11 protein-coding genes are annotated in these 13,587 nt (G+C 73.6%); 8 read left to right on the top strand and 3 right to left on the bottom strand.

The window, feature by feature from the left end; all coding sequences use genetic code 11:
* Window positions 1-112 precede the first annotated feature (112 nt).
* Complete coding sequence (gene dapE, locus ACIBQZ_RS06590) at window positions 113-1,189, top strand: succinyl-diaminopimelate desuccinylase (protein WP_396087452.1); 1,077 nt, start codon at window positions 113-115, stop codon at window positions 1,187-1,189.
* Window positions 1,190-1,192: 3 nt separating this feature from the next.
* Here the strand turns inward: dapE and ACIBQZ_RS06585 are convergent, their stop codons facing one another.
* Window positions 1,193-1,360: a hypothetical protein gene (locus ACIBQZ_RS06585; RefSeq protein ID WP_396087451.1), complete on the bottom strand. Its 168-nt coding sequence runs from the start codon at window positions 1,358-1,360 to the stop codon at window positions 1,193-1,195.
* Window positions 1,361-1,559: 199 nt separating this feature from the next.
* On the opposite strand from ACIBQZ_RS06585, the gene ACIBQZ_RS06580 reads away from it, so the two are divergent.
* From ACIBQZ_RS06580 to ACIBQZ_RS06560, 5 genes are all read left to right on the top strand, one after another.
* Window positions 1,560-2,336, top strand: a complete 777-nt coding sequence (locus tag ACIBQZ_RS06580; RefSeq protein WP_396087450.1) for a TIGR00730 family Rossman fold protein — start codon at window positions 1,560-1,562, stop codon at window positions 2,334-2,336.
* Between the two features lies 1 nt (window position 2,337).
* A complete protein-coding gene (locus tag ACIBQZ_RS06575; protein WP_396087449.1) occupies window positions 2,338-2,922 on the top strand; it encodes a TIGR00730 family Rossman fold protein in 585 nt (194 codons plus the stop codon).
* Between the two features lie 332 nt (window positions 2,923-3,254).
* Window positions 3,255-4,274, top strand: coding sequence for a LacI family DNA-binding transcriptional regulator (locus tag ACIBQZ_RS06570; RefSeq protein ID WP_396087448.1), 1,020 nt, complete (start codon window positions 3,255-3,257; stop codon window positions 4,272-4,274).
* Window positions 4,275-4,311: 37 nt separating this feature from the next.
* Window positions 4,312-7,998, top strand: coding sequence for an ATP-dependent helicase (locus ACIBQZ_RS06565; RefSeq protein ID WP_396087447.1), 3,687 nt, complete (start codon window positions 4,312-4,314; stop codon window positions 7,996-7,998).
* On the top strand, window positions 7,995-11,609 hold the full coding sequence (locus ACIBQZ_RS06560) for an ATP-dependent helicase (protein ID WP_396087446.1): 3,615 nt from the start codon (window positions 7,995-7,997) through the stop codon (window positions 11,607-11,609). The genes ACIBQZ_RS06565 and ACIBQZ_RS06560 overlap by 4 nt, the downstream gene beginning before the upstream one ends.
* On the opposite strand, the gene ACIBQZ_RS06555 is transcribed toward ACIBQZ_RS06560, so the two are convergent.
* On the bottom strand, window positions 11,610-12,017 hold the full coding sequence (locus tag ACIBQZ_RS06555) for a pilus assembly protein CpaE (RefSeq protein WP_396087445.1): 408 nt from the start codon (window positions 12,015-12,017) through the stop codon (window positions 11,610-11,612).
* Window positions 12,018-12,240: 223 nt separating this feature from the next.
* Between ACIBQZ_RS06555 and ACIBQZ_RS06550 the strand changes: the two genes are divergently transcribed.
* A complete protein-coding gene (locus tag ACIBQZ_RS06550) occupies window positions 12,241-12,444 on the top strand; it encodes a cold-shock protein (RefSeq protein ID WP_015625344.1) in 204 nt (67 codons plus the stop codon).
* Window positions 12,445-12,514: 70 nt separating this feature from the next.
* Here the strand turns inward: ACIBQZ_RS06550 and ACIBQZ_RS06545 are convergent, their stop codons facing one another.
* Window positions 12,515-13,246: a lysophospholipid acyltransferase family protein gene (locus tag ACIBQZ_RS06545; protein ID WP_396087444.1), complete on the bottom strand. Its 732-nt coding sequence runs from the start codon at window positions 13,244-13,246 to the stop codon at window positions 12,515-12,517.
* Window positions 13,247-13,374: 128 nt separating this feature from the next.
* Here ACIBQZ_RS06545 and ACIBQZ_RS06540 point away from each other — a divergent pair, with 128 nt between their 5' ends.
* Window positions 13,375-13,554 (top strand): hypothetical protein, encoded by a 180-nt coding sequence (locus ACIBQZ_RS06540; protein ID WP_396087443.1) that lies wholly within the window; start codon window positions 13,375-13,377, stop codon window positions 13,552-13,554.
* The last annotated feature ends 33 nt before the right edge of the window (window positions 13,555-13,587 follow it).

Here is a 13,587-nt window from a genome sequence, read left to right as displayed (position 1 = left end):
CTCCCCAGGTTCCGGATCCGAAAGCCTAGTGGGAAAAGCACCGCCCGTGTGCGTTTGATCTCGCTCCGCGCATCCAGGTCCGGCTTCATCCGCGGGCGGTAATGTGCCGCTCATGGCGAACCCGCTGACCCCTGACGTGCTCGTCGACCCCGTGGTGCTGACCCGCACCCTGGTCGACATCGAGTCCGTCTCCCGCGACGAGAAGGCCATCGCCGACTGCGTCGAGGACGTCCTGCGGCAGGCGCCGCACCTGCGCACCGAGCGGTACGGCAACACCGTCATGGCCCGCACCGACCTGGGCCGCGAGCAGCGGGTCGTGCTCGCCGGCCACCTGGACACCGTCCCGCTCAACGACAACTTCCCGTCGACCGTGGTCGACGACCTGATCTACGGCTGCGGCGCCTCGGACATGAAGTCCGGCGTCGCGCTGGCCCTGCACCTGGCGGCGACCCTGCCCGAGCCCGGCTACGACGTCACCTACCTCTTCTACGAGGCGGAGGAGATCGAGTCGCAGTACAACGGCCTGCACCTGGTCTCCCGGGAGCGCCCGGAGTGGCTGCGCGCCGACTTCGCCCTGCTGCTGGAGCCCACGTACGGCGTGGTCGAGGCCGGCTGTCAGGGCACCTTGCGGGTGCGGGTACGGACCCACGGGCGGCGCGCGCACACCGCCCGGGCCTGGCGCGGAGTGAACGCCATCCACGCGGCCGGCGAGGTGCTGCGCCGGCTCGCCGATTACCGTCCGCGCACGGTGACCATCGACGGTTGTACGTACCGTGAGGGTTTGAACGCGGTCAAGATCACCGGCGGGGTGGCCGGCAACGTGGTCCCCGACGAGTGCGTGATCGAGGCCAACCTGCGGTTCGCCCCGGACCGCTCGGAGCGGCAGGCGCTGGATCATGTGCGCGAGGTCTTCGCGGGTTTCGACGTGGAAGTGGCCGACTCGGCGCCCGGGGCGCTGCCCGGGCTGGGCGCGGCGCCGGCCCGGGAATTCCTCGCGGCCGTCGGGGCGGAGCCGGCCGCGAAGCTCGGCTGGACCGACGTGGCCCGGTTCGCCGCGCTGGGCATCCCCGCGCTGAACTACGGGCCGGGTGACCCGGCGCTGGCGCACGCCCCGGACGAACACGTCGAGATCGGCAAGATTCGCGACGGCGCGGCCACCCTGCACAGATGGCTGACCTCGTACGAGTAGGGGTCAGGCCGGGTCGGCGCCGGGCCGGGGGATCTCCACCGTGGTCTCGGGGTCGAAGGCGGGATCCGCGCCGGGCGGCGGCAGGGCGAGAGCCATCCGGCGCTCCTCGACCACCAACCGGATGCGCCGCTGCATGCGGCGCTGCATCTTCATACGCTCGTAACGGGTCATCACGGTGGCTCCTCTGCCCAGATGCCCGGCAAAGGCCGGACGCCGTGCCTGCGCCGTGCGGGTTTGGTAACTGTACAGACGCTCCAGAGCTACCGTCCGTTGCTTCAATCTGGCAAAAAGGCCGCTGCGTCGCAATCCTCTTGCCGAAACCCAACCGGTTATTCACCGGTTACGGACCGTCCGCACTACCGTGGTTGCCATGACGGACAGCACCAACGGACGTAGGCGCGTACCCCCGGAGCGTCATCGCGGTGCCGTCACGCTCCGGCGTGAATCGATGCCGCTCAGTACCGCAGACGAAAAACTACTCGATTCGCACCACCGTGGCGAGTGGAAGACCAAGGACGCCTGGCGGGCGCTGCGCATCCTGTCGGAGTTCGTCGAGGGCTTCGACACCCTGGCCGACCTGCCGCCGGCGGTCAGCGTCTTCGGCTCGGCCCGCAGCACCCCGGACAGCCCCGAGTGCGAGCTCGCCGCCGACCTGGGCGCGGCGCTGGCCGAGGCGGGCTACGCGGTGATCACCGGCGGTGGCCCGGGCGTGATGGAGGCGGCCAACCGCGGCGCGACCGAGGCCGGCGGCATGTCGGTGGGGCTGGGCATCGAGCTGCCGTTCGAGCAGGGCCTCAACGACTGGGTCGACATCGGCATCGACTTCCGCTACTTCTTCGTCCGCAAGACCATGTTCGTCAAGTACGCGCAGGCGTTCGTCGTGCTGCCCGGCGGCTTCGGCACGCTCGACGAGCTGTTCGAGGCGATCACGCTGGTGCAGACCAAGAAGGTCACCCGGTTCCCGGTGATCCTGATCGGCACCGACTACTGGGGCGGGCTGCTCGACTGGATCAAGGGCCGGCTGCTGGCCGACGGCAAGGTCAGCGAGGCGGACATGGAGTTGTTCCTGCTCACCGACGACGTCGAGCAGGCCGTGCAGTTCATCGTGGACGCCGACGCGGCGCTCGCCGAGAACGGGACCCGGTGACGTGGCGGCGGTCTGCGTCTTCTGTGCCTCCTCCAGCACTCTCGATCAGCAGTGGCTCGACCTCGCCGCCCAGCTCGGCAAGGCCCTCGGCCCCCGCGGCCACAGCCTGGTGTCCGGCGGCGGCTGCGTCGGCATGATGGGCGCCGTGGCCGACGGCGCCCGGGCCGGCGGCGCCCACACGCTGGGCGTGATCCCGCAGTCGCTGGTCGACCTGGAGGTCGCGGACACCCGGGCGGACGAGCTGATCGTCACCACCGACATGGGCGCCCGGAAGAACATCATGATCGACCGGTCGGACGCGTTCGTCACGCTGCCGGGCGGCCTGGGCACGCTGGACGAGCTCTTCGAGGTCTGGACGACCGCGACCCTGGACCTGCACCGCAAGCCGATCGTCCTGCTCGACCCGACGGGCTTCTACGACGGGCTGTGGGGCTGGTTGACCGGCCTGGCCGACACGAAGTTCGTCCGCCGCCCGGCGCTGGCCCAGGTGACGGTGGTCGGGTCGATCGAAGAAGCGCTGGACGTGATCGAGGTGGCGGACCGGCTGGCGTCACGCCGGGGCGGGAGTCCCCCCGCCCCGGCGTGACCAGGGACCTCGGCAGCCCGCCGGGCGACTCGGGGGCACGCCGAGGCACGCTCTCACCGGACGTGCGCGTCCGCCCCGAGTGCCGCGCGGCGGCTTCGACGCTGCCGAGGCAGACCCGTTCGCTGTGGCCCTGCCGAACCGGTGCGACTCCGGCTGCCGGTCCGGCAGGGGGCTGAGATCCATCGATCGTCGCTGCTAGATGGGTTTAGCTGACGTTGCTCCCCCGCCTCGCGAACGTCAAGGGGTCAATGGGCAGTTCCTCGCCTGTGATGTTTTCCGAAACGCGCGGATCGGCCGATCACCCGGCGGGCGGCGCATGGAAGACTTCGGGCATGCCCCTGCAACGGGCGACCCTGCTCCAGGTCGCACAACGGGCCGGTGTGTCCCGCAGCACGGCGTCCTTCGTTCTCGCCGGTCGCCACGTGGACATGCGCATCTCCGAAGACGCCCGGCAACGGGTGCTCCGGGCGGCTCAGGAGCTGGACTACCGGCCGAACCTCATGGCCCGGAGCCTGCGCACGAAGGTCACCAAGACCATCGCGCTGGTCTCCGATACCCTCGCGTCCGACCCGTACGCCGGCCGCGCGATCCACGGCGCCCTGGCGGCGGCGGTCGCCCACGGCCACCTGCTGTTCATCGGTGAGACCGAGGGCGAGGCGGTGATCGAGGAGAAGCTGATCTCCGACTTCCTCGACCGGCAGGTCGACGCCTTCGTGTACGCGAGCATGTTCACCCGCTACGTGCGCGTGCCGAAGCTGCTCAAGGGCCGCAACGTGGTGCTGCTCAACTGCCTGACCCGGGCGGCGAAACCGGCGTACCACTCGATCATCCCGGACGAGGTGGCGGCCGGCTGGAGCGCGGCCAAGGTGATCGTCGAGGCCGGCCACCGCGAGGGCATCCATCTGGTCGGCAACCCCGCCCACCACGTGTTCGCCGGCCGGGAGCGGCTCGGCGGGCTCCGCGAGGGCTTCGGCGCGGCGGGCGTCCAGCTGGCCGGGTCGATCGACTGCGAGTGGTGGCCGGACTCGGCGTACGAGGCGGTCACCAAGGCGCTGGCCGGGGGGCCGCTGCCCCGGGTGCTGATCTGCCTCAACGACCGGGTGGCGCTGGGGGCGTACCAGGCGCTGCGCGAGGCCGGGCTGAGCATCCCCGGCGACGTCTCGGTGCTGTCCTTCGACGACTCCGACCTGGCCGCCTGGCTGCGCCCGCAACTGACCAGCATCTCGCTGCCGCACTACCAGCTGGGCTGGCAGGCGGTGGAGACGCTGCTGGACGCGGCGGGCCGCACCGAGCCCGCGGTGCGCCGGGTGCCGATGCCGGTCCGGCACCGGGCGTCCGTCGCACAACCCTGATCGGGATCCGTCGTACCCCCGTGGTCTCATTGGTGCCGTGACCTCGACTCCTGCGGCGGTGCGCCGGCCGGCGTACCGGCTCGTCCGCCGGGCCGCCGCCCCGGCGGAGGCGCTGCGCGACGACCCGCTCCAGCGCTACGTGGTCGAGCACACCGACGGCCCGCTGCTGGTCGTCGGCGGCCCCGGCACGGGCAAGACCACCATGCTGGTCGAGGCGGTCGCGACCCGCATCGCCGAGGGTGTCGACCCGGAACGCATCCTGGTGCTGACCTTCGGCCGCCGCGGCGCGGGCACGCTGCGGGACCGGATCGAGGCGCGCATCGCGGGCCCGAGCTTCCACGAGCCCCTGGTGCGCACCTTCCACGCGTACGCCTTCGGGCTGCTCCGCCGGGCCGCAGCCGAACGCGGAGAGCCCTCGCCGCGCCTGCTGACCGGCCCGGAGCAGGACCTGATCATCCGTGAGCTGCTCGAGGTGGTCGGCGACGCGGAATCCGAGGACACGGTCCGGTGGCCCGAGGCGCTGCGCCCGGCCCTGCCCACCCGCGCCTTCGCCCAGCAGCTGCGCGACCTGATGCAGCGCGCGGCGGAACGCGGCATCGGCCCGGTCGAGCTGGCCCGCCTGGGCGAACGCCTGGGCCGCGACGACTGGCCGGCGGCTGCCCGCTTCATCCGTGAATACGTGGCGGTGCTGGCCCTGCGCGACGCGACCACCCGCGGCTCGGCCGCCTACGACCCGGCGGAGCTGGTCCGAGCGGCCTCGGGCCTGCTGGCCGACGACCCGGAGCTGCTGGCCGCGGAACGCCGCCGGCTGGCTTTCGTGTACGTCGACGAGCTGGCGGACACGGACCCGGCCCAGATAGAGCTGTTGTCGCTGGTGGCGGGCGGCGGCACGCCACTGGTGGCCTTCGGCGACCCGGATTCCTCGGTCTACGGCTTCCGCGGTGCCGACCCGGAGGCGGTGAGCGCTTTCCCGCACCGGTTCCGGACGGCCTCGGGGGCGGTGGCGGAGGTCATCACGCTGCACACGAGCTACCGGGCGGAGCCGGCGGTGCTGACGGCGACGGCCCGGGTGTCCCGGCGGATGCGGGGGGCATCCCGCCACCGCTACCTCCACCCGCCACCCGCATTCCAGGGCCCGGCGCCCGACGCTGCGGGCGCGGCTGCCGCCGGGGGATCGCCCAGCGGCGGGGGATCGCCCGGCGGCGGGGGATCGCCCGACGGTGGGAGATCCGCTGGCGGTCGGGGATCCGCTGGCGGTGCCGGTTCGCCCGGCGCTGAGCATCCGGCCGCTGGGGGCGGCCGTCGGCCGGAGGATGCCGACCCGGTGGTGGCCGGTGCCGTCGTGCGGACGTTCCGCTCGCCGACCAGCGAGACCGCCTACGTCGCCCATGCGCTGCGTGAGGCCCACCTGCTGCACGGTGTGCCCTGGTCCCGGATGGCCGTGGTGCTGCGCTCGACCACCCTGCAGCTGCCCTCGATCCAGCGGGCCCTGACCGCCTCCGGCGTGCCCACCGTCACCCACTCCGAGGATCTTCCGCTGCACCTGCAGCCCGCCGTCGCGCCGTTCCTGCTGCTTCTGCGCTGTGCGCTGGAGCCGGATGTGCTCGATGAGGAGGCCTCGGTCGCGTTGCTGCACTCGCCGCTCGGTGGCGCCGACCCGCTGGCCGAGCGGCGGCTGCGGCAGGGACTCCGGGCCCTGGCCCTGGCTGCCGGCGACCGGCGGCCGTCCGGGGAGCTGCTGGTCGACGCGCTGCGCGATCCGGCCGGGCTGGACGTCGTGGAGCGGCGCTGGGCCAAACCCGCCCAGAACGTGGCCCGGCTCATCGCCATCGTCCGCGCGGCCGCGGCCGCTCCGGGCGCCACCGCCGAGCAGGTGCTGTGGGCGGTCTGGCACGCCAGCGGCCTGGCCGAACGCTGGTACGCGCTGAGCACCCGCGGCGCCCCGGTCGAGCCCGGCGGCGAGGGCGGCCGGGCCCGGCAGTGGCGGGCGGAGGCGGCCGACCGGGATCTGGACGCGATCGTGGTCCTCTTCGACGCGGCGGCCCGGTTCGTGGACCGGCTGCCCGGCGCCCGCACCGAGGTGTTCCTGGACCACGTGCTCGGCCAGGATCTGCCCGCCGACTCGATCGCGCCGAGCGCCGACCGTGGCGAGGCGGTCCGGCTGCTCACCGCCCACGCCGCCAAGGGGCTGGAGTGGGACGTGGTGGTGCTGGCCGGCGTCCAGGAGGGAATCTGGCCCGACCTGCGGCTGCGCGGCAGCCTGCTCGGCTCGGAACGCCTGGTCGACTTCCTGGCCGGCCGTGCCGCGGCGGGCGCGGCCGCCGTCGTCGGCCAGACCTCGGCGCTGCTGGACGAGGAACGGCGGCTCTTCTACGTCGCCGCCACCCGGGCCCGGCAGCAGCTGATCGTGACGGCGGTGGCCTCGGCCAGCGTCGGCGGCTCCGACGGCGAGGAACAGCCGAGCCGCTTCCTGGCCGAGCTGGCCCTGCCCGACCGGCGCAGCGGCCCCGACCCACGGTTCCCCCCGGACCCCGGTCCGGCCGACCCCGACGACCCCGGCCCGCCCGAACCCGACCCGGACCTCTGGGACAACGGCGGCCCCGGCGCCGCCGAACCCGCCGACAACGACAAACCCCCGGTCCCGGCCCCCCGAGACAGCGACGAGGTTGCCACCCCGGCCGACGAGCCGGAACCCGACTCCGACCCCGCCCCGGAGGACCACGACCACGAGGACGACATCCCCGTGGGGCGGCCACCCCGTGCCCTCACCCTCTCCGCACTCGTCGCGGAACTGCGTACCGTCGTCGTCGCCCCCGATGCCACCCCCGCCCGGCGGCATGCCGCCGCGGCCGAGTTGGCCCGGCTCGCTGCCGCCGGCGTGCCCGGCGCGCATCCCGACGAGTGGTGGGGTCTGCGGCCGCTCTCCGACGACCGGCCGCTGGCCGCGGCGGGCGAAGCCGTCAAGGTCACCCCGTCCTCGATGGAGAGCGCGCTGCGGTGCAGCCTGCGCTGGTTGCTCGAACGGCACGGCGGCGCCGCGCCGGCCGGCCCGGCGCAAGGGGTCGGCAACCTGGTGCATGCCGCCGCGATGCTCGCCGAGGATGCCAACGCCGACCGGGAACGGCTGATCGAGTACGTCTCCGGCCGCTTCGACGCGATCGAGCTGGCCGCCCGCTGGCTGGCCGGCCCCGAGCAGGAGCGCGCCCAGGGCATGGTGGACAAGCTGCTGCGCTGGCTGGCCAAGAACCCGCGCCGGCTGCTCGCCATCGAGCATGAGTTCACGGTGCGGCTCGACGATCCGAGCCGGCCGATCCAGCTCACCGGCCGGGTCGACCGGCTCGAGGTCGACGACCAGGGCCGGCTTGTGGTCATCGACCTCAAGACCGGCAAGAGCACCACCGTCTCCGCCGGCGACGTCGAGGAGCACGCCCAGCTGGCCGGCTACCAGGCCGCCGTCGACGCCGGGGCGTTCGGCGAGTTCGGCGACCAGAGCGGCGGCGCGGCCCTGGTGCAGCTCGGCCCGACCAAGGAGGCCCGCGAGCAGATGCAGCTGCCGCTCGCCGAGGCCACCGACCCGAACTGGGCGTACGCGATGGTCCGCCGCACCGCCGACACGATGGCCGCAGCCACCTTCTCGGCCGTCGCCAACAACAAGTGCCGGGTCTGCCCGGTGCGCACCAGCTGCCCGATCTCCGGGCAGGGCCGGCAGGTCGTCGAGCCGTGACCCAGCCCAGCCTCTTCACCGACACCCCCGCCCGGCCCCGCCGCCGGGCCGACGCCGGGCCCCGCTACACCCCGCTGGAGCTGGCCCGGCTGCTCCGGCTGCACGCGCCGACGCCGGAACAGGCCGCGATCATCGCGGCGCCGGTCGAACCGGTGCTGGTGGTCGCCGGCGCCGGCTCCGGCAAGACCGAGACGATGGCCTCGCGGGTGGTCTGGCTGGTCGCCAACGGTTACGCCCACCCGGACGAGATCCTGGGCCTGACCTTCACCCGCAAGGCCGCCGGCGAGCTGGCGCACCGGGTACGCACCCGGCTCGGGCAGCTGGTCCGGCGGCTCGGCCAGCAGGACGCCCTGGCCGGGGAGCCGACGATCTCCACCTACCACTCGTACGCGGCCCGCGTGGTCACTGAGCACGGCCTGCGCGCCGGGTACGAGCCGTCGGCCCGGCTGCTCACCGAGGCGGCCCGCTGGCAGATCGTCGACTCGCTGGTGCGCTCGTACACCGGGGAGATGACCGGGCTGAACCGCGCGCCCGGCACGGTCACCGACGACGTGCTGGCGCTCTCCGGTGAGCTGGCCGAGCACCTGGTCACCCCGGACGACCTGTCCGCGTGGACCGGCCGGTTCTTCGCCGACGTGCAGTCGCGGCCCGGCCGGGTCTACAAGGACGTCACCGACATGCTGCTGCGCCAGCGCCACCGGCTCACCCTGCTGCCCCTGGTCCGCCTCTACGACCAGCGCAAACTCGACATCGAGGCGATGGACTTCGGCGACCAGATGGCCCGGGCGGCGCGGGTGGCCCGGGACCACCCCGAGGTCGGCGCGATCGAGCGGGGCCGCTTCAAGATCGTGCTGCTGGACGAGTACCAGGACACCAGCCACGCCCAGGTGGTGCTGCTCAACGCGCTCTTCGGCGGCGGCCACCCGGTCACGGCGGTCGGTGACCCGTGCCAGTCGATCTACGGCTGGCGCGGCGCCTCCGCGGGCACCCTGGACCGGTTCCCCACCGAGTTCACCGGCCCCGGCGGCCGCGAGGCCTGGGTGCTCAACCTGACCCGCAGCTGGCGCAACCGCCCGGAGATCCTCCAGGTCGCCAACGCGCTCTCCGGGCCGCTGCGGGCCGCCGGCGCCCGGGTCGCCGAGCTGATCCCGGCGCACCGGGTGGCCGACCGGGTGGGCGGGCGCACGGTCGCGTGTGCGCTGCTGCCCACGTACGCGGACGAGGCCGCCTGGATCGCCGACGCCATGCTGGCCGCCTGGCGGGCCTCGGCCCGGCTGCCGGACGCGCTGCCCGGCGACATTCCGCTGGAGCGGCGCCCGACCAGCGCGGTCCTGGTCCGGGTGCGCAGCCAGATCCCGGCGATCGAGGAGGCGCTGCGCGCCCGCGGGCTGCCGGTCGAGGTGGTCGGCCTGGGCGGCCTGCTGGACACCCCGGAGGTACGCGACGTCGTCTGCACGCTGCGGGTGCTCGCCGACCCGATGGACGGGGCGGCGCTGCTGCGGCTGCTGACCGGGGCCCGCTGGCGGATCGGGCCTCGTGACCTGGTCGCGCTGCATCGGCGGGCCCGGGCGATCGCCGCGGCCCGGGTCTCCGGTACGACCGGCGAGGAGCCCGAGGACATCGTCGCGGACCGGCTGGACGACGCCACCCTGGTCGAGGCGATGGCGGACCTCGGCGCGCCGCAGCAGTACTCGCAGGAGGGCTACGCGCGGCTGCGCACGTACGGCCGGGAGCTGGCCGAGCTGCGGCACCGCCTGGACCAGCCGCTGCCCGACCTGGTCGCGGACATCGAACGCACCATCGGCCTGGACGTCGAGGTGGCCGTACGCGGCTGGGGCGCGGGCGACGCCGGCCTGGCCCGCGGCCACCTGGACGCCCTCGGCGACGTGGCAGCCCGGTATGCCGGCGACACCGACGGCGGCACGCTCGCCGGCTTCCTGGCCTTCCTGTCCGCGGCCGAGGAGGAGGAACGCGGCCTGACCCCCGGCCAGGTGGACGTGGTCGAGGGTGCGGTGCAGGTGCTGACCACGCACGCGGCGAAGGGCCTGGAGTGGGACGTGGTGTCGGTCGCCGGCCTGACCAAGAGCGTGTGGCCGGGGATGACCCGGAGCTCGGACCACTACCTGATGGGCATCGGGGTGCTGCCGTTCCCGCTGCGCGGCGACTCCGACGGGCTGCCGGCGCTGGACCTGTCCGAGGCGCACGAGCAGAAGGACGTGGCCGGGGCGTTGACGGCGTTCACCCGGGCGTGGCGGGAGCACGACGAGCGGGAGGAGCGCCGGCTGGCGTACGTGGCGGTGACCCGGCCGCGGCGGCTGCTGCTCTGCTCGGGCTACTGGTGGGGCGACGGGGTGAAGAAGCCCCGCGGCCCGTCGGTGTTCCTGAACGAGATCCGGGCGACCTGCGCCGCCGGCGCCGGCGTGGTGGAGACCTGGACGCCGGAGCCGGCGCCCGATGCGACCAACCCGAGCGCGGAACTGGTGGCGACGGCGGAATGGCCGTCCGACCCGCTGGGCGCGCGCCGACCGGCGATGGCGGCCGCGGCGGACCTGATCCGCCGGATGATCGTGAGCCCGGACCCGGCGGCGGCAGCGGCCTTCGTGGAGCTGGCGGCCACGGACCGGGAGGTGGCGGCGCGCGCGGGCCTGGCCGCCGAGCTGGCCGGCCTGGCCACCGGGGGCGACCCCCTGACCGACCCACACCAGCCCGCCGAAAAAGCCACCCCACCGGAGGCCGGCCCACCGGAGGCGGGCCCAGCGGAAGCCGGCCCGCCCGGCGCGGAAGCCGGCTCACCGGAGGCGGAAGCGGGGCCGCGGGGAGCGGAAACCGGCCCGGCGGAAACCGGCCCGGCGGAGGCTGGGGCTGCTGGCGAGGCGCGGGCCGGGGCCGGGGTCGAGGTCGCCGTCGGTGCGGACGATCCGGACATCGCCCGGTGGCGGCGGGAGGCGACGATCCTGCTCGCCGAGCGGGACGAGCGCGCCCGCCACGACGGTCCCCTCGAAGTGGCCCTGCCGCCGCACATCTCCGTCTCCCAGCTTGTGGTCCTGCGGCGCGACCCGCAGGCCCTGGCCCGCTCCCTGCGGCGACCGCTGCCGCACCGGCCCGCGCCTCACGCCCGGCGCGGCACCGCCTTCCACGCCTGGCTGGAGCAGCGATACGGCAGCGTCCGGCTGCTGGACGTGGACGAGCTGCCCGGCGCGGCGGACGACGACGCGGCCGCCGATGAGGAGCTGGTGGCGTTGCAGGAGGCCTTCCTGGCCGGTGAGTGGGCCGACCGGGTGCCGTTCGAGGTCGAGGTGCCGTTCGCGACCACCGTCGCCGGTGTGGTGGTGCGGGGGCGGATGGACGCGGTCTTCGCCGAGCCCGGCGGGCGGTTCGACGTCATCGACTGGAAGACCGGCCGGCGGCCCACGGGTGCGATGGCCGACGCGGCGGCGGTGCAGCTGGCGGCGTACCGGCTCGCCTGGGCCGCCCTGGCCGAAGTGCCGGTGGCGCACGTCCGGGCCGGCTTCCACTACGTCCGGGACGGCGTGACGGTCCGCCCGGCCGACCTGCTGGACGCCGAGGGCCTGGCGGCGCTGATCGAGGACGTGCCCGAGCCCGCCGCGTGATCAGGTGGTGGCGGCCGCCAGCAGGTACAGCAGGGCGGCCGCATAGGCCTCCTCCGGCGTGGACGCGCCGAACGTCCGGTCCTCGCCCAGCAGGGTGACATCGACGTACCAGCCGGCCTCGGTGCGTCGCAGGGCCCGCAGCGTCCCGCCGAGCAGCTCCCGGAGCTGGTCCTCACGGGGCAGCCACAGTGCCTCGTCCAGCTCCACGTCGTCCATCGCCCACTCCGTGGTGCCGTTGAAGCCGATCACCCGGCCCTCCGGCAGCTGGTAGACCTCGATGGTCATGTTGCTCAGCACAAAAACGTCGTCGTCCAGGTCGCGGTCGGGGATCGCGAAGCGGTCGCCGGGCCCCGGTTTCCAGACCAGACCGGCTTCTTTCAGCTGCTGTGCCACTTGCACGCCGATCACCAGCGGGGTCCCTTCGTCGTGCTAGGCTCCATCGCGTTGTCAGTTTGGTTCCCAAGTACCTAGGAGCGCCTGTGGGGATTCTGCCCCAGGCGCTCTTTGTCGTAACCCGGGTTTCTCCGGTACGGGCGATCAGTACGGCGACACGAGTCCCGCGAAGTGCGGGTCTTACTACCTCGTTCCCGGCGATAATGGACGGGAACGATCGACCGTCGAGGAGACGAGCATGGTTACCGGCGTAGTGAAGTGGTTTAACGCGGACAAGGGCTTCGGGTTCATCACCCCGGACGACGGCGGTGCCGACGTCTTCGCCCACTTCTCCGCCATCCAGACTTCCGGCTACCGCAGCCTGGACGAGAACCAGCGGGTTGAGTTCGAGGTGACCCAGGGCCAGAAGGGCCCGCAGGCCGCGAACATCCGCCCGCTCTGATCTCAGCCCCGCGCTGACCATCGGCGCCGGCCCTCCTGGGGGCCGGCGCCGATGACGTTGTCGAGGGCGCTCAGGCGCCCGCCGGCGAGGCGTCGCCCACCTGCTCGGGCCGCGGCGCGGTGCCGCCCAGGTGGGCCGGCAGCCACCACATGTCATCCGGACCGGACGGCTTCTCCGGGTATTCCCGCTGGGCCGCGTCCAGCAGCGCGCTCAGCCGCTGCCGCAGCACCGCCGTGGTCGCCTCGGTGGTGGCGCCCGCCGCGGCCAGGATCGGCGCCCCGATCTTGATGATGACCGGCACGTGCCGCTTGGTCAGCTCCTTCTTGCGGCCCTTGGTCCAGAGCCGGTGCGGCCCCCACACCGCCATCGGGATCAGCGGCACCCCGGCCGCCTGCGCCAGCCGGGCCGCGCCCGACTTCAGCCCCTTCACCGTGAACGACTCGCTGATCGTCGCCTCCGGGAAGACGCCGACCACCTCGCCCCCCTTGAGCGCCTTCTCGGCCTCGTTGAAGGCCGCGGTGCCCGCCTTGCGGTCCACCGGGATGTGGTGCATGCCGCGCATCAACGGGCCGCTGACCTTGTGGGTGAAGACCGACTTCTTGGCCATGAACCGGACCAGCCGCTTGGCCGGCTGGGCGCCCAGGCCGCAGAAGATGAAATCGAGATAGCTGACGTGGTTGCTGGCCAGCACCGCCCCGCCCGTGGCGGGGATGTGCTCCGCCCCTTCGATCTGAATCCGCAGGTCAAGCACGCGGAACATCGTCTTGGCCAAGCCGATGACGGGGGGATACACGATTTCCATCCGGTTACGGTACCGGCACCGGCTGAAGGTTGCCTGGCTGGAATGCAACCGATCGAGGCTCAGCGGCGTCTTAGAGATGACTGTGCCGGATCCCGGGAGGGGTCCGGCTTCGCTGGGGAGGCTTTCGCATGCAGACCGTGTCCGCCCGCCGGGAGCTGGCCCTGGTGCTCGCTCTGGCCGTCTTCGGGCTCGCGCTCGTGCTCGTCGTCGCGTTCGCCCCGTGGTACGGCCCGGTCGGCCCCGGCGACGCCGGCGCCTCCGTGGTGCAGACCTACCCGCCGGGGGCGGGCACCGCGCTCGGGCGGTGACCCATGACGCGCCCGGGTGGTGTTCACTGGGGT

The sequence above is a fragment of the Actinoplanes sp. NPDC049599 genome (genome assembly GCF_044465625.1).
Lineage (GTDB): Bacteria > Actinomycetota > Actinomycetes > Mycobacteriales > Micromonosporaceae > Actinoplanes.
Note: the sequence above shows the minus strand (reverse complement) of the source record. Positions and strands in the feature narration are given on the sequence as shown.

Coding starts and splice junctions, on each gene's coding strand:
- dapE (WP_396087452.1), top strand. CDS start 113: ATGGCGAACCCGCTGACCCCTGACGTGCTCGTCGACCCCGTGGTGCTG.
- ACIBQZ_RS06585 (WP_396087451.1), bottom strand. CDS start 1,360: ATGACCCGTTACGAGCGTATGAAGATGCAGCGCCGCATGCAGCGGCGC.
- ACIBQZ_RS06580 (WP_396087450.1), top strand. CDS start 1,560: ATGACGGACAGCACCAACGGACGTAGGCGCGTACCCCCGGAGCGTCAT.
- ACIBQZ_RS06570 (WP_396087448.1), top strand. CDS start 3,255: ATGCCCCTGCAACGGGCGACCCTGCTCCAGGTCGCACAACGGGCCGGT.
- ACIBQZ_RS06550 (WP_015625344.1), top strand. CDS start 12,241: ATGGTTACCGGCGTAGTGAAGTGGTTTAACGCGGACAAGGGCTTCGGG.
- ACIBQZ_RS06545 (WP_396087444.1), bottom strand. CDS start 13,246: ATGGAAATCGTGTATCCCCCCGTCATCGGCTTGGCCAAGACGATGTTC.
- ACIBQZ_RS06540 (WP_396087443.1), top strand. CDS start 13,375: ATGCAGACCGTGTCCGCCCGCCGGGAGCTGGCCCTGGTGCTCGCTCTG.